The 18936-nt window shown below is 60.9% G+C and carries 18 protein-coding genes; 10 read left to right on the top strand and 8 right to left on the bottom strand.

The window, feature by feature from the left end:
• Positions 1-11: 11 nt before the first annotated feature.
• From JL39_RS08135 to JL39_RS08125, 3 genes are all read right to left on the bottom strand, one after another.
• Positions 12-473, bottom strand: a complete 462-nt coding sequence (locus tag JL39_RS08135; RefSeq protein ID WP_052182731.1) for a PAS domain-containing protein — start codon at positions 471-473, stop codon at positions 12-14.
• 36 nt (positions 474-509) lie between these two features.
• Positions 510-1235, bottom strand: coding sequence for a LuxR family transcriptional regulator (locus JL39_RS08130; RefSeq protein WP_037148114.1), 726 nt, complete (start codon positions 1233-1235; stop codon positions 510-512).
• Between the two features lie 158 nt (positions 1236-1393).
• Positions 1394-1855, bottom strand: coding sequence for an Lrp/AsnC ligand binding domain-containing protein (locus JL39_RS08125; RefSeq protein ID WP_037148112.1), 462 nt, complete (start codon positions 1853-1855; stop codon positions 1394-1396).
• A 110-nt stretch (positions 1856-1965) separates the two neighbouring features.
• Here JL39_RS08125 and putA point away from each other — a divergent pair, with 110 nt between their 5' ends.
• Complete coding sequence (gene putA, locus JL39_RS08120) at positions 1966-5088, top strand: bifunctional proline dehydrogenase/L-glutamate gamma-semialdehyde dehydrogenase PutA (protein WP_152601065.1); 3123 nt, start codon at positions 1966-1968, stop codon at positions 5086-5088.
• Between the two features lie 154 nt (positions 5089-5242).
• Here the strand turns inward: putA and JL39_RS08115 are convergent, their stop codons facing one another.
• A complete protein-coding gene (locus tag JL39_RS08115) occupies positions 5243-5764 on the bottom strand; it encodes a TIGR00645 family protein (RefSeq protein WP_081952747.1) in 522 nt (173 codons plus the stop codon).
• Positions 5765-5895: 131 nt separating this feature from the next.
• On the bottom strand, positions 5896-8175 hold the full coding sequence (locus tag JL39_RS08110; RefSeq protein ID WP_037148108.1) for a TonB-dependent hemoglobin/transferrin/lactoferrin family receptor: 2280 nt from the start codon (positions 8173-8175) through the stop codon (positions 5896-5898).
• A gap of 303 nt (positions 8176-8478) precedes the next feature.
• On the opposite strand from JL39_RS08110, the gene JL39_RS08105 reads away from it, so the two are divergent.
• Positions 8479-10158 (top strand): formate--tetrahydrofolate ligase, encoded by a 1680-nt coding sequence (locus JL39_RS08105; protein ID WP_037148106.1) that lies wholly within the window; start codon positions 8479-8481, stop codon positions 10156-10158.
• A gap of 27 nt (positions 10159-10185) precedes the next feature.
• Here JL39_RS08105 and JL39_RS08100 read toward each other — a convergent pair whose 3' ends face one another.
• Positions 10186-11085, bottom strand: coding sequence for an extensin family protein (locus tag JL39_RS08100; protein ID WP_081952764.1), 900 nt, complete (start codon positions 11083-11085; stop codon positions 10186-10188).
• 277 nt (positions 11086-11362) lie between these two features.
• On the opposite strand from JL39_RS08100, the gene JL39_RS08095 reads away from it, so the two are divergent.
• From JL39_RS08095 to JL39_RS08065, 8 genes are all read left to right on the top strand, one after another.
• On the top strand, positions 11363-13552 hold the full coding sequence (locus tag JL39_RS08095) for an anthranilate synthase (RefSeq protein WP_037148103.1): 2190 nt from the start codon (positions 11363-11365) through the stop codon (positions 13550-13552).
• A 2-nt stretch (positions 13553-13554) separates the two neighbouring features.
• Entirely contained in the window at positions 13555-14058 is a 504-nt protein-coding gene (locus JL39_RS08090; protein WP_037148101.1) for a GNAT family protein, read from the top strand.
• A 56-nt stretch (positions 14059-14114) separates the two neighbouring features.
• Entirely contained in the window at positions 14115-14723 is a 609-nt protein-coding gene (locus JL39_RS08085; RefSeq protein WP_037148099.1) for a LysE family translocator, read from the top strand.
• 81 nt (positions 14724-14804) lie between these two features.
• On the top strand, positions 14805-15086 hold the full coding sequence (locus JL39_RS30875; RefSeq protein WP_081952746.1) for a type II toxin-antitoxin system RelE/ParE family toxin: 282 nt from the start codon (positions 14805-14807) through the stop codon (positions 15084-15086).
• 27 nt (positions 15087-15113) lie between these two features.
• Positions 15114-15416 (top strand): HigA family addiction module antitoxin, encoded by a 303-nt coding sequence (locus JL39_RS08080; RefSeq protein WP_037148097.1) that lies wholly within the window; start codon positions 15114-15116, stop codon positions 15414-15416.
• Positions 15417-15597: 181 nt separating this feature from the next.
• Positions 15598-16518: a cation diffusion facilitator family transporter gene (locus JL39_RS08075; RefSeq protein WP_037148690.1), complete on the top strand. Its 921-nt coding sequence runs from the start codon at positions 15598-15600 to the stop codon at positions 16516-16518.
• Complete coding sequence (gene queF, locus JL39_RS08070; RefSeq protein ID WP_037148094.1) at positions 16515-16979, top strand: preQ(1) synthase; 465 nt, start codon at positions 16515-16517, stop codon at positions 16977-16979. Before JL39_RS08075 ends, queF begins: the two co-directional genes overlap by 4 nt.
• A 21-nt stretch (positions 16980-17000) precedes the next feature.
• A complete protein-coding gene (locus JL39_RS08065; RefSeq protein ID WP_037148093.1) occupies positions 17001-17198 on the top strand; it encodes a hypothetical protein in 198 nt (65 codons plus the stop codon).
• A 90-nt stretch (positions 17199-17288) separates the two neighbouring features.
• Here JL39_RS08065 and JL39_RS08060 read toward each other — a convergent pair whose 3' ends face one another.
• Together JL39_RS08060 and JL39_RS08055 are read right to left on the bottom strand one after the other, a co-directional pair.
• A complete protein-coding gene (locus JL39_RS08060; protein ID WP_037148688.1) occupies positions 17289-18104 on the bottom strand; it encodes a DUF2076 domain-containing protein in 816 nt (271 codons plus the stop codon).
• Positions 18105-18200: 96 nt separating this feature from the next.
• Positions 18201-18788, bottom strand: a complete 588-nt coding sequence (locus JL39_RS08055) for a HupE/UreJ family protein (protein ID WP_037148090.1) — start codon at positions 18786-18788, stop codon at positions 18201-18203.
• Positions 18789-18936: the final 148 nt, after the last annotated feature.

Genomic DNA, 18936 nt, shown 5'->3' with positions numbered 1-18936 from the left:
GAAACCACCAATCAGGGGTCAGGCTCGTCGAGAAAAAACGTAGCGCCGGGGTGTTGAGCGAAGAATTCGTAGGTGAGTCCGACGACTTCGCCGCCGGTGCCCGGCCTGTCGCGAAACTTGCCGACGGTGCGGACATATTTGTAATCCTCTGCGTCGGCCCTCACTCGATAGATATTGTGGTAGATCAGTTTCTCGGCGCTGGCTCGCTCGAAGGTTTCCATCAATTGCGGCATGTCGTCGGGGTGGATACGGGCGGTGATGGCCATCAGGTTCACAGGTCCATCCTGCGGCTCCAGACCGAAGAGGCGACAGAGGTCCTCGGTCGCGAAGAAATGGCCAGTGTCCAGATCGATCCGCCAGAAGCCGTAGAGACGGAATGCCGAGGCGAGTTCAACCACCTCGTCAGGCGAGAGGCCAACTTCCTGATATTGAGTATTGACGCGTTTTTCGGTGTGCTGAACCCAAAACGGCAATCTCTTCCTCCCGGGGCCGGGAAGGTGTTCCCGAGCTTACATTATCAGTCGCAGCCTGAGTGCCTTAGCTACCAACTGAGTGCGGTTGACGCAATCCAGTTTCTTGATGGCATTGGTCATGTAGGCGTTCACCGTATGATCCGATAACGAAAGAATGCGGCCAATTTCAGCAGAGGTCTTGCCCTGCGCCGTCCAGCGGACAACCTCCAGTTCACGACTGGAAAGCGGGCCGGCGCCCGCCGTTTTGGCGCTCCGGCGGATCTTGTCGAAGACATCGAAGGCATGCAGCACGATCATGCCGATCTCGTTGAGTTCCACCTGGGTCAGCCGCGACCGAGTGCCATCGAAACGCAGCAGGAAACGGTCGCCATCGATGGAATTCAGGGCCATGGCGACGCTGGTGATCAACTTGTACCGGCGCTGCAATTCCTCCATGGCTGAAGGGATCGCAAAACCGCGCACGTTCTCGGACTCATCGAGAGACCAGCAATAGGGCAGAACCGATTTGGAGATGATCGGCGCGACCGGGCAGAGACGCAGGAGGCGGCGGCGATCGAACTCCTGGATATAGGCGGAAGGCAGCGTCGTCTCGACGATCATTCGCGATACCAGAATCTCATCCGGCGAGCCTGCGGCAAAAAGCGTGACGTGCCGGAACCCGAATTCATGGGCGACGCGCTTCATGGCCGCAAAGATTTCCCCTGGCGAATCCGCGGTGGAAATCTCGCTGTTCAAGATCGACTGCCGTTCCAGAGTGATCATACGAGCAAAGCTGACAGATGTTTATGTTATAGTTAACAAATATCTAAAACTGTTTGAATGGCCAACAAAATTTCGTGCAATGCAGCAAATATTCACCTATTTTGTGATAGTCAATCAGTTTCTTTTTGCTATTTCAGGAGCTTAGCAGGAAGGATTTTTTAGACCGGGATATATCCGGTTCCCTTAATCTCCTCCATCACCGCATAGGTGTGGGTTTCCCGGACGCCCGGAAGCGGGAGAATCACCTCCGAGAGGAATTGCCGGTAAGCTTCCATTCCCGCCACCCGCGCCTTCACCAGATAGTCGAAACCGCCGGCCACCATATGACATTCCATCACGTCGTCGCTGCGTTTGACGGCGGCTGCGAATGCGTCAAAAACGTCAGGGGTCGTGCGATCGAGCTTGACCTGGACGAAGACGAGCAGGTTGCGGCCAAGTTTCTCCGGTGAGAGCTGCGCGCTATAACCGAGGATATACCCCTCGCGGGTCAACCGCTTGACGCGCTCGGCCGTCGCGGTCGGCGAAAGGCTGACGCGATCTGCGAGTTCTATATTGCTCAGACGCCCCTCTTTCTGGAGCGCCCGGAGGATTTTGCGGTCGAGACGGTCGAGTTCCTTCATATTCCACTATAAATCGAGAAAAATGATGTCTTATTTCCAGTTATTATCATGAAAATCCGCTGAAACCACCAGAGAATTCCCGCTATGTGGAGAATGAAACGGAGATGCCCATGAGCGACTATGCCACTGTCGAACCCTTCATTCCCTTTAGCGCGCCCTATGCCGGAGATGACGACCGGCTGATCCGACAGTTTGCGGCCCGTACAAGCTTTTCGCCCGCGCAGGATGCGGCAATCGACCAGCGGGCCAGGCGGATGATCAATGCCATCCGCGATGGCGGGGGCAAGGTCGGCGGCGTCGAGGATTTTTTGCGGGAATACGGTCTTTCGACGCGGGAAGGGCTGGCGCTGATGGTCCTTGCGGAGGCGCTTCTGCGCGTGCCGGACGCGCTGACGCAGGACCGCCTCATCGAGGACAAGTTGCGCGAGGGCGGCTGGAGCACCCATGAAGCCTCCGGCGAAAGCTGGTTCGTATCGGCTTCCGCCTGGGCGCTTGCCGTTTCGGCCCGTGTCATCGGCCCCGGTGAGACGCCGGAAGGAATCTTGCGCGGTCTCGTCAAGCGTGTCGGCCTGCCGACGGTGCGCAGCGCGACCAAGCAGGCGATGCGTTTCCTCGGCCATCATTTCGTGCTGGGCGAAACGATGAAGGATGCACTTTCCCGCGCCGCCAAAAGCGAGGAAAAGGGATACCGCCATTCCTTCGACATGCTGGGCGAGGGGGCTCGCACGACCGAGGATGCCAGGCGCTATTTCCGATCCTATGCGGATGCGATCCAGGCGATCGGTGCGCATATGGCGAAGCACGGCAAGGGCAAGCAGCTTCCCGACCGGATGGGCATTTCGGTCAAACTCTCGGCGCTGCATCCGCGCTATCTGGCCACCCATCGCGACCGAGTGATGAAGGAACTCGTTCCCGACCTCATCGACCTTGCCCGCATGGCCAAGGAGCATCAGCTCAATTTCACCGTCGATGCGGAAGAGGCCGACCGGCTGGAACTGTCGCTCGACGTCATCGCTGCCGTCTTCTCCCACCCGTCGCTTTCCGGCTGGGACGGCTTCGGTCTCGCCATCCAGGCCTATCAGAAGCGTGCGGCTGCGGTGATCGACTATATCGATCAGCTCTGTGCGACGCTTGGCCGGCGCATGATGGTGCGGCTCGTCAAGGGCGCCTATTGGGATACGGAGGTGAAGCGGGCGCAGGAACGCGGGCTCGAAGACTATCCGGTCTGGACGCGCAAGCCGGCGACCGATCTTTCCTATCTCGCCTGCGCACAGCAGCTTCTTTCCAAGCGTGCACGCATCTTCCCGCAGTTCGCCACCCACAATGCGTTGACCGTCTCGACCATTCTGGAACTTGCAGGCCCGGATCGCACCGGGTTCGAATTCCAGCGGCTGCATGGCATGGGTGAGGCGCTCTATGACGACCTGCTCGAAAGCAACGACCGGATCGCCTGCCGCATCTATGCGCCGGTCGGCGGCTATCGCGACCTGCTCGCCTATCTGGTGCGGCGGCTGCTGGAGAATGGTGCGAATTCCTCCTTCGTGGCGGTTGCGGGCGACAAGCAGGTTCCGGTCGAAAAACTGCTGGAAAGGCCGGCGGCGCGGCTGGGTCTCGACGATGGTGCCAGCGCGCGGCACAAGCAGATTCCGCTGCCCTCCGACATCTATGGCCGCCGCAAGAACAGCGCTGGTTTCGAGTTCGGCCATCGCGAAAGTCTCGACCGGCTGATGGGGGATTTGTCGAAGCCGTTGCCGGAGGTAAAGGCCGGACCGCTCGTCGCCGGTGTGACCTCCAGGGCGGAGGAAAAGCAGGTCACATCGCCGGCCGACCGGTCGAAGGCCGTCGGCACGGTGAAGGAGGCCACGCCTGCGGATGTGGATGCCGCATTCACTGCAGCCGGCAAGGCGTTCAAGGCATGGTCGCGCCAGCCGGTGGATACGCGCGCCGCGTGCCTGGAACGCATGGCCGGTCTGCTCGAAGAAAACCGCAACCGGCTGCTGGCATTGCTCGCGGCGGAAGCCGGCAAGACGCTGGACGACGGTATCGCGGAAATCCGCGAGGCGGTGGATTTCTGCCGCTACTATGCCGACAAGGGGCGCGATCTTTTCGGTGCGCCGGTACAGATGCCGGGGCCGACGGGTGAGGACAACCGCCACCTCTGGCGCGGTCGCGGCGTGTTCGGCTGCATCTCGCCCTGGAATTTTCCGCTCGCCATCTTCCTGGGCCAGATATCGGCGGCGCTGGTCGCCGGCAACACGGGCATCGCCAAGCCCGCGCCGCAGACGCCGCTGATCGCCTATGAAGCCGTCAAGCTCTTTCACCAGGCGGGCGTACCGGCAGAAGCGCTGGCGCTCTTACCGGGCGGGCCGGATGTCGGTTCTGCGATTACGGCGCATCCGAAGCTCGCCGGCGTCGCCTTCACCGGTTCCACGAAGACGGCGTGGGCAATCAACCGGACGCTGGCCGCGAAGGACGGTCCGATCGTGCCGCTGATCGCAGAAACCGGCGGCATCAACGCGATGATCGTCGATGCGACGGCGCTTTCCGAACAGGTCGCGGACGATGTGGTCGTGTCGGCTTTCCGTTCGGCAGGCCAGCGCTGCTCGGCGCTTCGCATCCTGTTCCTGCAGGAGGACGTGGCGAACGGGATGTTGAAGATGATTGAGGGCGCGGCGGCCGAACTCAATCTCGGGGATCCTTCGAAGCAGAATACCGATGTCGGGCCGATCATCGACGAGAACCAGCGGCAGATGCTCGCCGATCACGTGGCCGAGATGCGCGTGAAGCAGAAGGTGTGCTATGCCGGCAACGTGCCGGAGACGGGCAACTTCTTCGCGCCTCACATCATCGAGCTCGACAGTCCGGCGGCACTCACCAGGGAGGTGTTCGGTCCCGTGCTGCACGTGGTGCGCTGGAAGGCGAAGGAACTCGACAAGGTGCTCGCCGCAGTCGATGCGACGGGCTACGGGCTGACGCTTGGCGTCCATAGCCGCATCGAATCCACCATTCGCAAGGTGACCGAAGCGCTCGATACCGGCAATGTCTACATCAACCGCAACATGATCGGCGCCGTGGTGGGCACGCAGCCCTTCGGCGGCTCCAAGCTTTCCGGCACCGGCTTCAAGGCGGGCGGCCCGGCCTACCTGATGCGGTTTGCGGAGGAGCAGGTGATCTCGGTCAACACCGCGGCGGCGGGCGGCAATGCCAGCCTGATCGCGATCGGTGAGGGGTGAGCCGCGACGGCTTGCTGGCAAAACCCTCCGGTGGAGCGTTTTGAGCGTCGAACGCGCGGAGCCAAAGCGAAGCGCCGGGAGGTGGCACGACGGCCTGTCGGTATTCGTAACGAGGAAACCCGGAGCGCTCCGGGCCATTCGCTGAAGGTGGCTCTCAGAGCTTCTCTTCGTATTTCTCGGCCTTGGCCTTCGACATGATGCGCTCCAGCCAACCGAGCATGACGGCGGAGACGACGAAGGCAAGGTGGATGATCGTGTACCACATCAGCTTCGTATTGTCGTACTGGCTGGCATTCAGGAAAATCTGCAGCAGGTGGATGGAGGAGATCGCCACGATCGAGGAGGCGACCTTGATCTTCAGGCTGCCGGCATCGAGCTTGCCGAGGAAGGAGACGTCGGCTTCGGCCTCGTCGAAGCGGCTGACGAAATTCTCGTAGCCGGAGATCATCACCATGACGATCAGGCTGGCGACAAGGGCCGCATCGATCAGGCCGAGCATGGCGAGGATCATCTCCGCCTCGCCGAGCGCGAAGACGTTTTCTGCGACCTTCAGGAATTTGACTGCGAAGGAGACAGCATAGACGGCGAGCGCTGCCACCAGTCCGAGATAGAAAGCGACGAGAATCCAGCGGCTCGACAGGATGATCCGTTCGACCAGCAACTCCAGCGATTTCATACGATTGTCTTCTCCAGGCTCGTGAAACCCGCGTCACTTAGCTGGCGATGGTGAAGGTTGCAAGACAGGGCGGCTAACGAGAAAACGCCGCACCTGGCGGCGCGGCGCTTCCGGTCTCGGACAAGAAGTGATCAGAACTTCTTGCTGATGGAGACTTTGAAGGTTCGGCCCGGCTCGCTGTAATAGTCGCGGCTGGCGATGGTCGTGCCGTCCGGTACGCTGACGGCGTCCCAATATTTCTTGTCGAAAACGTTGAAGACACCTGCCTGCACCTTCAGGCCCTTGACATCCACCTCACCGATCTGTTCGGGAGCCCACCAGGCGGACAGATCGACAATTCCGTAGCCCGGAGCTTCGAAGCCGCTGCCGCTGACCTTGTCGCGATCCGCCGCCATGGTGAGCGAGACGTCCGTTCCCCAGGTTTCCTGCGCATATCCGAGGCCGACGATGGCGCGCAGCGGAGCGACGGAGTTCAGATATGCGCCCGTTTCGCTATCGCGGCCGTTGGTCCAGGCAAACGAACCCCAGGTGCGCCAATGCGGATGGAACCGCCATTCGCCGGCGAGTTCGATGCCGTAGATGCGGACCTTATTGATGTTGTCGTAACCGGTGATGCCGCCGATCGGATATTCTCCGCCGGGCGGTGCAATCGTGACGGTGTCGATGAAGTTGCGGTAGTAGTTGTTGAACACGGTTGCCGAAACGGAATAGTCGGTCCCCGCATATTTGGCGCCGATCTCGAAGCCGTTGCTGGTTTCGGTTTCGAGGTCGGGATTGCCTATGCGGGCATAGGAACCCGGTGCGCCGTAATTCTGGTAGAGTTCCGTCACCGTCGGCGCGCGGAAGCCTCTCGCATATTGCGCGAAGAGTTCGAGTTCGGGAGTCGCCTGCCATGCGAAGCGCAGCTTCGGCGAGATACCGAAGTCCTCGTTCGAGTTCAGATAGGACGGATCGTAGTTCGGGCTTCGTTCGAAGGCCGCGGTGGATTTCGGATCGTGGCTGTACCAGTCGAAGCGCACACCCGGAGTGATGGTGAGGCGATTGTCCATCAGTTTGATGTCGTCTTCCACGAAGGCGCCGAACACAACGCTATCCACATCGGGCATGTCCGAGGCGTTGGAATGCAGAAGGCGGCAGGACTGCGGGCCATAGGGCTGAGGAACGGTCGTCCAGTCGACATCCGGGCAATTATCGACCCCGGAGGAGTATTGGTGGGTCTTTTGCCAGTAAAGTTCGCCGCCGAACCGGAATTCATGCGCCACTCCGCCGATCTCAAGTTCTTTCTCGGCATTGCCGGTGATGCCGTAGGAGGTTTGCTCGATCATGTTGTCGCGCTTGTAGACGCCGTAGGGAGGGCCATAGTGCCAGCCGGCACCGCCCGGTGCGAAGGCGCGAGGATCAATCAGCCGGATCGCATCCGTCGTATTGTTCAGCTTTTCCTTCTGCCAATAGATGTTGACGCTCGCCTGGTCGACAATATCGGTACCATCGGGGGAGATGAAGTCGTAGGAGCCGGAGAAGCGCTTGCGATCGACTTCCTCGCCGGACTTGAAGCTGCCCTGCTCATAGCTGGACGTCGTGCCGCGCATGTTGTCGAAGTCCTCGTCGCGGTTGAAGAGGTCCGCCGTCAGCCCGAAGCGGTGACCGCCTTCCAGATACTGATGGAACTTCACGAGGAGGTTCTTTTGAACGAAGTCGGCCGGATTGGCTTCCGTTCGGGTCGTACCATAACCGCCGATGTATCCCTGGTTCTCGGTCTCGTGGCCCTTCTTGTAACCGCCCTGGACGAGCAGCCAGCTATCGTTGAACCTGCCGGCGATGGCGGCATTGCCGCCCGCGCTCTGGTCCGCGCTGTCATAGGTGGTTTTGGTGAGCGCGCCGAAATTCTTGCCTTCCTCGATCAGGTCCTCCGGATTGAGGGTGCGCAGTTCCACGACGCCGCCCAGTGCGCCGGAGCCGTAGCGACTGGAATCGGCACCCTTGGTGATATCGACTGAAGACAAGCTGTCGAAATCGAAGGAATTGACACCGCCCTGGGCGCTGTCGCGCGGGTCGGTGAGCCAAGGAAGACGAATGCCGTCGATCGTCGTCAGGACACGCTGGTCCTGCAGACCGCGGATATTGACGCTCTTGGTGTTGCTGTTGAAATTCACGCCGGCATCGATGCGGCGGGCGAAATCCTTGAAATCGGTGACCATGCGCTCCTGGATTTTTGCGCGCTCAGTGGTCTGTGTCAGCGGGGAATCTGCAACCCGGCCGCCTTTCTCCGTCGTCAGCACGATCGGTTTCAGCTCCGTCGACTGGTCGTCCGTCGCGGCCTCCTGTGCATAAGCCGTGGAGGTGATACCCAGTGCCATGACCATGGCAGTTCCAGCCCAAAGATGCTGGTGTCGTAAAAAGCGTGAACCCATGAAAGCCCCCTTTAAAAAGCATGCGGCAACGTCGCGCGCCGTTCATTGCCCAACGCGCGGAAAAGAATTCGGATTTGTCGATTTCCGCTCAGCGGAAGCCCCGGCGGCGAGAATTAAAAATCTAAACAAAAGGAGTCAAGTTTGAATCTGACTTTTTGAGTCAAATTATCGTGTGATGCGTAAAAGCCACACTTCTGGGGGCATCCATTTCGATCGCCGCCATTCCCACATTACGTTTCCTTCGCTATTCATAACCGCACGGGCATATTCGAATTCCACAGAACGAACGGGAACGGGGAACGCATGGCAGCCGTCAAATCGGATATCGAGATTGCGCGCGCCGCGAAGAAAAAGCCGATCGCCGAAATCGGCGCGCGGCTGGGGATACCGGCGGATGCGCTGGCGCCCTATGGTTACGACAAGGCGAAGGTCGGGGCCGATTTTATCACCTCGCTTTCAGATCGTCCGGACGGCAAGCTTATCCTCGTCACGGCGATCAATCCGACGCCGGCGGGCGAGGGCAAGACCACGACGACCGTGGGTTTGGGCGACGGGCTCAACCGCATCGGCAAAAAGGCCGTGATCTGCGTCCGCGAGCCGTCGCTCGGGCCCTGCTTCGGAACGAAAGGCGGAGCGGCCGGCGGCGGTTATGCCCAGGTCGTGCCGATGGAAGATATCAACCTGCACTTCACCGGCGATTTCCACGCCATCACGGCGGCGCACAACCTGCTCGCCGCGATGATCGACAACCACGTCTATTGGGGGAACGCCGAGAACATCGACGTGCGGCGCATCACCTGGCGGCGGGTGATGGACATGAACGACCGGGCTCTGCGCCAGATGGTTGCCTCACTCGGTGGTGTGGCCAACGGTTTCCCACGGGAGAGCGGGTTCGATATCACCGTCGCCTCGGAAGTCATGGCGATCCTCTGCCTGGCGTCGGACCTCAACGACCTCGAACGGCGGCTCGGCGACATTGTCGTCGGATACCGCTTCGACAGGACGCCGGTGTTTGCGCGCGACATCAAGGCCCATCGGGCGATGACGGTTCTGCTCAAGGATGCCATGCAGCCGAACCTCGTGCAGACGCTGGAAAACAATCCGGCCTTCGTGCATGGCGGGCCTTTCGCCAATATCGCGCATGGCTGCAATTCGGTGATCGCCACCAGGACGGCGCTGAAGCTCGGTGACTACGTGGTGACGGAAGCGGGTTTCGGGGCAGATCTCGGGGCGGAGAAATTCTTCGACATCAAGTGCCGCAAGGCTGGACTGAAGCCTCACGCGGCGGTGATCGTCGCAACCGTCAGGGCGCTCAAGATGAACGGCGGAGTGAGGAAGGACGATCTTTCCGCTGAAAACGTGGAGGCGCTGCAGCGCGGATGCGCCAATCTCGGCCGTCACATCGCAAATGTGCGGAAATTCGGCGTGCCGGTGGTCGTCGCCATCAACCATTTCACGTCGGATACCGATGCCGAAATCGCTGCCGTGAAGGACTATGCGGCGCGGCACGGATCCGACGCCATTCTCTGCCGTCACTGGGCAGAGGGTTCGGCGGGCATCGAGGAACTGGCGGAAAAGGTGGTCGAGCTTGCCGAGGGTGGCCAGGCGAAATTCCAGCCGCTCTATCCCGACCATCTGCCACTGATGGAGAAGATCGAGATCATCGCCTCGAAAATCTATCATGCCGGCGAGGTGACGTCCGACAGGGGCGTGCAGGACCAGTTGAAGGCCTGGGAGGAACAGGGCTACGGCGACCTGCCGATCTGCGTCGCCAAGACGCAATATTCCTTCTCCACCGATCCCAACCTGCGCGGCGCGCCGGAAGGGCATGTCGTGCATGTGCGCGAGGTCAGGCTTTCGGCCGGCGCCGGCTTCGTCGTCGCCATCACCGGCGAGATCATGACCATGCCGGGCTTGCCGAGATCGCCCTCGGCGGAGCGGATTTTCCTCAATGAAGCGGGGTTTGTGGAAGGGTTGTTCTGATAGATCTCAGGCAGTGCCCAATCTGATTCACCGGCAATACCTGTAGCCGTTCCTCCTCTCCATGATGTCGAGATGCAGGTGAGTCTGGTGTGCGGCATCGCTGCCGGGTGACAGGACGGTGGTGAAGTGCAGGCAGGCGCCGGCGGTCGCGGTGCGCTGGAATGCTCCTTCGAGTGTGGAATCCTCGTCGCGTGGCTTCATCTCCATCGTCTCGCCATTGTCGAGCCTGAAGGCGGCGACATCGATGGCGTTGCCGCGGGCGTGCTCGGAAATCTTGCCGGTCGACGCGCCGTTTCGCAGACGGCAGGCATAGGTGGAGCCGGGCGCAATGCCGACGATCTTCCGCCCCGGCATCGCGATGTTCATCGCGGGCTGGACGGTGTCCTTCAGCCAGTGCGCCATGGTCACCGCGGTTTTGCATCGCATGGTGGCGCCGCCGAGCTCGACGCCGGGCAGGATTTCCGCGACCTCGACCGGATGTTCGATGCCGCAGCCATTGCCGTCGTCGATCGGATCGCCCGGCTCGAATTTCGCGCCGAGTGCGGAAAGTTCAGCCAGGCAGGCTTTCAGTTCTTCCGGATCCTCCTTGACGAGCGGGGGCGGAGGCGGTGGAGCTTCGGCCTCGTCTTCCTCCTTTTCCTTACCGTCGGGCTTTGGTCCATCGTCCAGGGTAGTCGCGGAAGGAGCTTGCCGCGGCGGTTTTTCTTCAGGCTTTGGCAAGGGTGCGGGAACTTCGGCGGCCCTGGGCTGTTCGGATTTCATTGCCGGGGCTTGCGGTTCCTCGCTCCGAACTTCGGGCGCCGCAGCCTCCGGTGCCGGCTCGTTCTTTTCGGCCGGCTTTGCGGATGGAACAGGGCCGTGCTTCGGCAGGGTGGCGCCGAGCAAAAGCGGTACGCTCATCGCAAGCAGGCAAAGGGATCGCTTCATGCTTCTGGCTTCCTCCGGCAGGTTTGCGGAGGAGCAACGCATTTCCCTTCCGTTTGGTCGCATCGTGAGCCGAAGAAATTCGCTTGCGCGCAGCCGCGAGCCAAGCTAACAATTCCGCCCATGACGATTTCGATGAACATTGGTAACTGGTGGCCGGAACGCTTCACGCGGCCTTGACCAGTCATGTCCATCGACAAGACCAAAGCCGCCCGAGAACCGAGGCGGCTTTTTTATTGGCCGCACGGGGATCGGCGAACCAGATCGGAGAGGCAGGACAATGGTAACGATCATTCGGGATGACGGTTCGGAAGTCTACGAGACCCGCGGAGGGATCACCGTCAGCCGGCAGCGGCGTGCGGCCGACTATGCGACGGCGATTTCCTCCTATGTCGACCGGCTCGACGAGCGGCGGGGCGCCGTCTTCTCCTCCAACTACGAATATCCGGGCCGCTATACCCGCTGGGATACGGCGATCGCCGATCCGCCGCTCGGGATTTCCTGCAACGGCCGCAGGGTGTGGATCGAAGCCTATAACGAGCGGGGCGAAGTCCTGCTCGGTTTCGTCGCCGACAAGCTGAAGACGGTCGCCGACCTCACGCTGGGTGAACGGACCGCCGGCCGGCTGGACCTCACCGTCAATGAGCCGACGCGCGTCTTCACCGAGGAAGAGCGCTCCAAGATGCCGACGGTCTTCTCCGTGCTGCGGGCGATCGTCGATCTCTTTTATTCGGAAGCGGACTCGGCGATCGGCCTGTTCGGCGCCTTCGGCTACGACCTTGCCTTCCAGTTCGATGCCATCAAGCTCTCCATGGCGCGACCGGAAGACCAGCGCGACATGGTGCTTTTCCTGCCCGACGAGATCCTGGTCGTCGACCATCACGCGGCCAAGGCCTGGATCGACCGCTATGATTTTTCAAAGGATGGCGCCACGACCGAAGGCAAGTCGGCCGATATCGCGCCGGAACCTTTCCAGCGGACGACCACGACGCCGCCGAAGGGCGACCATAAGCCGGGCGAATATGCCGAGCTTGTGGTGAAGGCGAAGGAGAGTTTCCGGCGCGGCGACCTGTTCGAAGTCGTGCCCGGCCAGAAATTCATGGAGCGCTGCGACTCGAAGCCGTCGGAGATTTCCAACCGGCTGAAGGCGATCAACCCGTCGCCCTATTCCTTCTTCATCAATCTCGGAAACCAGGAATATCTGATCGGCGCCTCGCCGGAAATGTTCGTGCGGGTCTCCGGCCGGCGCATCGAGACCTGCCCGATCTCCGGCACGATCAAGCGCGGCGAGGATGCTATCTCGGATTCGGAGCAGATCCTGAAGCTGCTCAATTCCAAGAAGGACGAGTCCGAGCTCACCATGTGCTCGGATGTCGACCGGAACGACAAGTCGCGCGTCTGCGAACCGGGGTCGGTGAAGGTGATCGGCCGGCGGCAGATCGAGATGTATTCGCGGCTCATCCATACGGTCGACCATATCGAAGGACGCTTGCGGGAGGACATGGACGCCTTCGACGGTTTTCTCTCCCACGCCTGGGCCGTCACGGTCACCGGTGCGCCGAAGCTGTGGGCGATGCGCTTCATCGAGAACCACGAGAAGAGCCCGCGCGCCTGGTATGGCGGGGCGATCGGCATGGTCGGCTTCAACGGCGACATGAACACCGGGCTGACGCTCAGGACCATCCGCGTCAAGGACGGCATTGCCGAGGTTCGCGCCGGTGCCACGCTGCTCAATGATTCCGATCCGCACGAGGAGGAGGCCGAGACCGAGCTCAAGGCATCCGCCATGATCGCGGCGATCCGCGACGCCCGCACCGGCAATACGGCGAAGATCGGTCGCGACGTGGCGCGGGTCGGGCAAGGGGTCAAGATCCTGCTCGTCGATCATGAGGACAGTTTCGTCCATACGCTCGCCAACTACTTCCGCCAGACGGGTGCCACCGTGTCGACGGTGCGCTCCCCGGTGGCGGAAGAGGTGTTCGACCGCTTCGATCCGGACCTCGTGGTGCTGTCGCCGGGTCCTGGCAATCCGAAGGATTTCGACTGCAAGGCGACGATCAAAAAGGCGAGGGCAAGAAACTTGCCGATCTTCGGCGTCTGCCTCGGCTTGCAGGCGCTGGCGGAAGCCTATGGCGGGGAACTCCGGCATCTGGCGCTGCCGATGCACGGCAAGCCGTCCCGCATCCGCGTGCTGGAGCCGGGCATCGTCTTTTCCGGCCTTGCGAAGGAAGTGACGGTCGGCCGTTACCACTCGATCTTCGCCGATCCGAAGACGCTGCATCCGGATTTCATCATCACGGCGGAAAGCGAGGACGGCACGATCATGGGCATCGAGCACGCCAAGGAACCGGTGGCGGCGGTGCAGTTCCATCCGGAATCGATCATGACGCTTGGCGGCGATGCCGGCATGCGGATGATCGAGAACGTCGTGGCGCATTTGTCGCGCAAGGCCAAGATCAAGGCGGCGTGAGAATGCTGTCCGAAACCATCGCGATCGAATCCATCCGCGAAGACCATATCGAGAGCTTCCACACAGCGCTCGATACGGTCTCGCGCGAGCGGAAATATTTGAGCTTCCTGGAGGCGCCGCCGCTGGAATCGACGCGCACCTTTGTGCTCGGCATGATCGAGGGCGGCCATCCGCAATTCGTGGCGGTGGCTGATGACGGGGTGGTCGGCTGGTGCGATATCCGCCGCCACGACCGGCCGAGCCACGCCCATCGCGGAACTCTCGGCATGGGGATCATCGCCGGTTACCGGGACAAAGGGCTCGGGACGCGGTTGATCTCGGCGACGCTTGAGGCGGCGCGCGAACTCGGCCTGCATCGTGTCGAGCTGGACGTTCACGCGGATAACCCGCGGGCCATAGCGCTTTACGAAAAGGTCGGCTTCGTGCGGGAAGGTATGGCGCGCGATGCGGTCAAGATCGACGGGCGGTTTATCGATGCGATCCAGATGGCGGTGGTTTTTGACTAGGCTTTCGCGAGCGTAGATATTGGAAGCCGCGCCGGAGGCATTTCGAGGAGGAGCCAATGACAGGTTGGGATGCGGTCTGGTTTTTCATCATATCCTTCACGATCGCGGCTGCCCTTCCAGGGGCGGGCCAGGGTGCGCTGATCGCTCAGGTCATGTCCCGCGGCGGCCGCAATGCTGTTCCGTTCGCGATCGGTATGGTGTCCGGCAATTTCCTGTGGTTGACGGCCGCCGTGCTGGGCCTTTCGCAATTGGCGTTGCGCTTCGAGCCGGTGTGTATTGCGGTGAAATGGCTTGGTGTCGCTTATCTGATTTTCCTCGCCTTCAGGCTCTGGAATGCCGGGGCAATGCCCTCGGTTCCGCGCGAGACCGACAAGGCGCAAGGCTTTCTTTCCGGTGCCTTCCTGACGATCGGAAATCCGAAAGCAGTGGTCTTTTTCGGTGCCATCCTGCCGCACGCCTTCGATATGGGCGCGCTGTCCCTCCAGCAGTTGAGCTTCATCCTGATCGGCGGCGTGTCCATCGATCTTGCCGTTCAGACCGTCTATGTCCTGGTGGCCGAGCGAGCCCGCCGGCTGGTGCAATCAGAGCGCCACATGAGGATCGTCAATCGCTGCTCTGCCGGAATCATCACGGGCTCGGCCGTGATGATCGCTTCGAGAACGTGAGGGAAAATGGTATCGCTGCCTGATACTTTTCGATTGATTTCTGGTGGTATCTCTCTATGATACGTTCATTGGAGGCTGGCCGTGATTCGATCGTTCAAGGACAAGCTCACTCAATCGATCGATGACGGCACGGTCAGGAAAGGTTTCCCTTCCGATCTGGTTCGTCGCGCCCAACAATTGCTGACTGTCTTAAATGCGGCAACATCTTTGGAAGACCTTCGCTCTCCACCGGGTAACCGGTTGGAAAAGCTCTCCGGAGATCGAGAAGGCCAGCATTCAATCCGCATCAACAAGCAGTGGCGGATTTGCTTCGTCTGGACTGAAGCCGGGCCGGGAGAGGTGGAAATCACTGATTACCATTAGCCGATCGTGGCACAAAGGAGATTGATCATGAGTGTCAGCAAACTGCCGCCTATTCATCCCGGTGAGATTCTATGCGACCTCTATCTCAGGCCTTTGGAGATGACCCCATATGCGTTGGCCAAGAAGCTGAACGTACCGCGCACGCGTATTGAACGCATTGTTGCCCAGAAGACCGGCATCACGTCGGATACCGCTCTGCGCCTGGCCAGATTCTTCAGGACTTCGCCGGAATTCTGGATGAATCTTCAAAACAGCTTCGATCTGAAGATCGAGGCGCAGGCTCTGAAAGATGAACTGAAGCGCATTCCGGAATACGAGGCTGCTGCTTGATGCCGTTGTGATCAAGGGATGTTCCGTCGCGGTTGTCGATATCGCCTTTGACAAACCTTTCCGCCTGATCCATATACCCGGCCATTCGAAACCGCCGGAGCGAGATGTCCTCGCTCCGGCGGTTTCGGCGTTTTGGACTTCAGGTCCTGCAAATCGTTCGCATGCGCATGAGGAACTGGTGATGGTATCGGTAAGGGTTGATCCCATAGTCGAGCGGCTTGCCTTCTGGGGCATTCCCGTGTCGTTCGGCGTCATGGGGCTCAAGCTTATGGCCTGGTGGGTGACAGGTTCGGTGGCACTCCTGTCGGACGGGCTGGAGTCGACCGTCAATGTGGTCGCCGCCTTCATCGCCTATTTCGTCATCCGCTATGCACAACGCCCGGCGGACGAGGATCACCAGTTCGGCCATCACAAGGCGGAATATTTCTCGGCTGTGATCGAAGGCGCCCTCATTATCGTGGCGGCGCTGCTGATCATCCAGGAGGCATGGGGCGCGTTGTTTTCACCGAAGCTTCTGGATGCACCGGTGCTCGGGCTTGCGATCAACGGACTGGCGGCCGTCATCAACGCCATCTGGGCGACATTGCTGATCCGTGCGGGCAAGGCGCATCGTTCGCCGGCGCTGACGGCGGACGGCCATCATGTCATGTCGGACGTGGTGACGTCCGCGGGCGTGTTTGCCGGCCTTATCCTCGCCGTCATGACCGGCTACGCGATTCTCGATCCGGTGCTCGCCATCCTGGTTGCCGGCAACATCCTGTTCCAGGGATACAGGGTGATTTCGCAGTCGGTCGGCGGGCTGATGGACCGGGCGCTCGAGCCGGACGAAGAGGCGGCGGTGCGCGAGGCGATCACGACCCATTCGGAAGGCGCACTCGGCGTGCATGATCTCAAATCGCGGCGCGCCGGGGCGGCCGCCTTCATCGATTTCCATCTGGTCGTGCCGGCCGGCATGAGCGTCGATGAGGCACATCGGATCTGCGACCGCTTGGAAGATGCGATCAAAACGATTATCCCCGAGGCCACATTGGCGATCCATGTGGAGCCCGAAGGCGAGCGCGCCCACGGACAGAAGGTAGACGTCGAAGGAACTGGCAAATGACGATGACGGATGTGAGCGGGCTTTCGCAGCTCGGATCGAAGGTCGAGGCGCCGCAGAGCCCGGAAGCCGCGGCTCTCGAAAAGGTGCCGAACGGCAACCAGGGCACCGACTATGTGGTGCGCTTCACCGCGCCGGAATTCACCTCGCTCTGCCCGATGACCGGCCAGCCGGATTTTGCGCATATCGTAATCGACTACATTCCGGACGGTTATCTGGTGGAATCGAAGTCGCTCAAGCTCTTCCTGCATTCCTTCCGCAACCACGGCGCCTTCCACGAGGACTGCTCGATCTATATCGCCAGGCGAATCGTCGACCTCCTCCAGCCGAAATGGCTGAGGATCGGCGCTTACTGGTATCCGCGCGGCGGTATTCCGATCGACGTCTTCTGGCAGACCGGCGAGGCGCCGGCCGGCGTCTGGCTGCCGGAGCAGGGCGTGCCGACATATCGGGGGCGTGGATAAATGATTTAGGTAAAAGGGCCAATGTCTGACAATTATGAAGATACTGAGGTATTGGCCTTGCTCAGGCAGACAGCTCAATCGAGAGTCAAGCTGGCCAGAGCCATGTTGGCTGCTTATGCGGCAGACGCATTCGATCATCCCGCCACGCCTGAAGACATCACGCGATGGACTGAGGAACTGGCAGACGCCGAAAAAGAACTTCGGCGTCTGAGCAACTAACCTGCTTTATTTTAAAGTTCGCCCTGCAGATAAAGTTTTAGGACCGCATCGACGGTCACGTCGCCACAAGAACATCCCCTATTCAGAGGCTCACACGTCCATCGAGTCGTCGCCGCCGAAATCGTCATTGTCGAAGTCCTGCTGGTCGTCGGCCAAGTCATCACTGCCGTAATCGGCCTGCTGCCATCCGTCGTTTGAATTGGCGTCGTTCGCGTCGCGGTCACCCGCATTTGCATTATCGCTGTCAGAAGCTTCCCGGATCGCATCATCACCGTAATTGTTGTTGATCACGGTTTCCCCAGTCGGGGTGTTGCCGAAGGGGTTGGCGCCTTCCGAAGGCGAACCCCAGCCAAGCGACGACATGTGGCTGCCGAAGATGCCTGAAAGCGAGTTGGCGAGCAGCATGCCGCCCGCAACGCCGGCTGCAGTGCCGAGCGCGCCGCGCAGAAAGCCGCCGCCGGCGGAAGATGCAAGGGCCTGGCCTCCCCAGGGGCCGGAAGATGGCGGCGGCGCGCGGTAGCCATCGTCGTGGTCCCGGTTCGTCCGGTAGCTCTGGCGTGGGGCATGGCTCCACGGGCCGGAGGAGGGGGCGGGCGTCGGATGCTGGGATTGGCTCGAACCGAAGACGGAACTCAGGAAACCGCCGCCCTGTTCGGCGCGATGATGTTCGCTCTCGCCGGCTTCGAGCTCATGGATCCGTTCTTCGAGTTCCTTGATGCGGCTGGCCGCGGCTTCCAGGCCCTTTTCCTGCACGATGACGGCCTGGGCCAGATAATAGGTGGCGTAGGGCTGTTCACGGGTTGCCTGATCGATGAAGCCTTCCGCTTCGCGATCGCGTGGTGTTGCAGATGCCGTCTGCACACGGTCGAAAAGAGTGGTGAGGAGCTGGCGTTCTTCCGGTGACATGTCTGCCTCCTTGAGGGCGGTTGCCATGATCAGGGAGGTAGAAAGCGATTTCGGCTTTTCCAAGCCGAAATCGCTTAAATCCTTGTAATCTTCCGCTCAGCCGAAGACCAGCGAGAGGCCGGCAAGTGCGGTGAGGCCACCCAGCATGCGGGTGAGGTTCGGCGCGAAACGGGAGATGCCAAGGCCGAGCGCGATGCCCGCCACATGCAGGAGCGCGGTCGCAAGAACGAAACCCAGGCCGAACTGCAGCGCACCAGCCGAGCCAAGCTCTCCGCCATGCGCATGGCCGTGAAAGAGTGCGAACAGGCCGACGATCACGGCGCCGACCACGGTCGGCAGGTGCACCGCCATGGCGACCAGCAGGCCAAGCGCGATGACGGATGCCAGGATGGCGGGCTCGACGAAGGGAAGCGCCACGCCGGCAAGCGCCAGCCCGAAGCCCACGGCCATGGTGCCGACGAAGGCGGCGGGGACGGCCCAGAGCGCCTTGTTGTTCTGGTCTTCCCTGGCGATCTGTGCCGCCCAGAGGCCGACCGCGACCATGACCAGAATATGATCCATGCCGAACAGCGGATGGGAAACGCCCGCCATGAAGGAGCCGTGCTCCACAGGATCGAGATGGGCGAGGGCGGGTGCCGTGGCGGCGGTGAAAATGGCGGCGGTGAGTGAAAGGCGTTTCAGCATCGTGATCCCCTTGAAATTATGAGCATGCGAAATGACATCGGAGGATAGGCAAGCCTCTTCCGCGTGTCTATCGCCAATTGGCTATCCTGGAGCACTCGGGATACGTCATTCACCTTAGCTATCAGAAGGTGGGAGTCTTAGACTTCCC

It is taken from the genome of Rhizobium sp. YS-1r, from assembly GCF_000757525.1.
GTDB classification, from domain to species: domain Bacteria; phylum Pseudomonadota; class Alphaproteobacteria; order Rhizobiales; family Rhizobiaceae; genus Neorhizobium; species Neorhizobium petrolearium.
The sequence above is the reverse complement of the archived record's forward strand: the minus strand, read 5'-3'. Positions and strand labels throughout refer to the sequence as shown.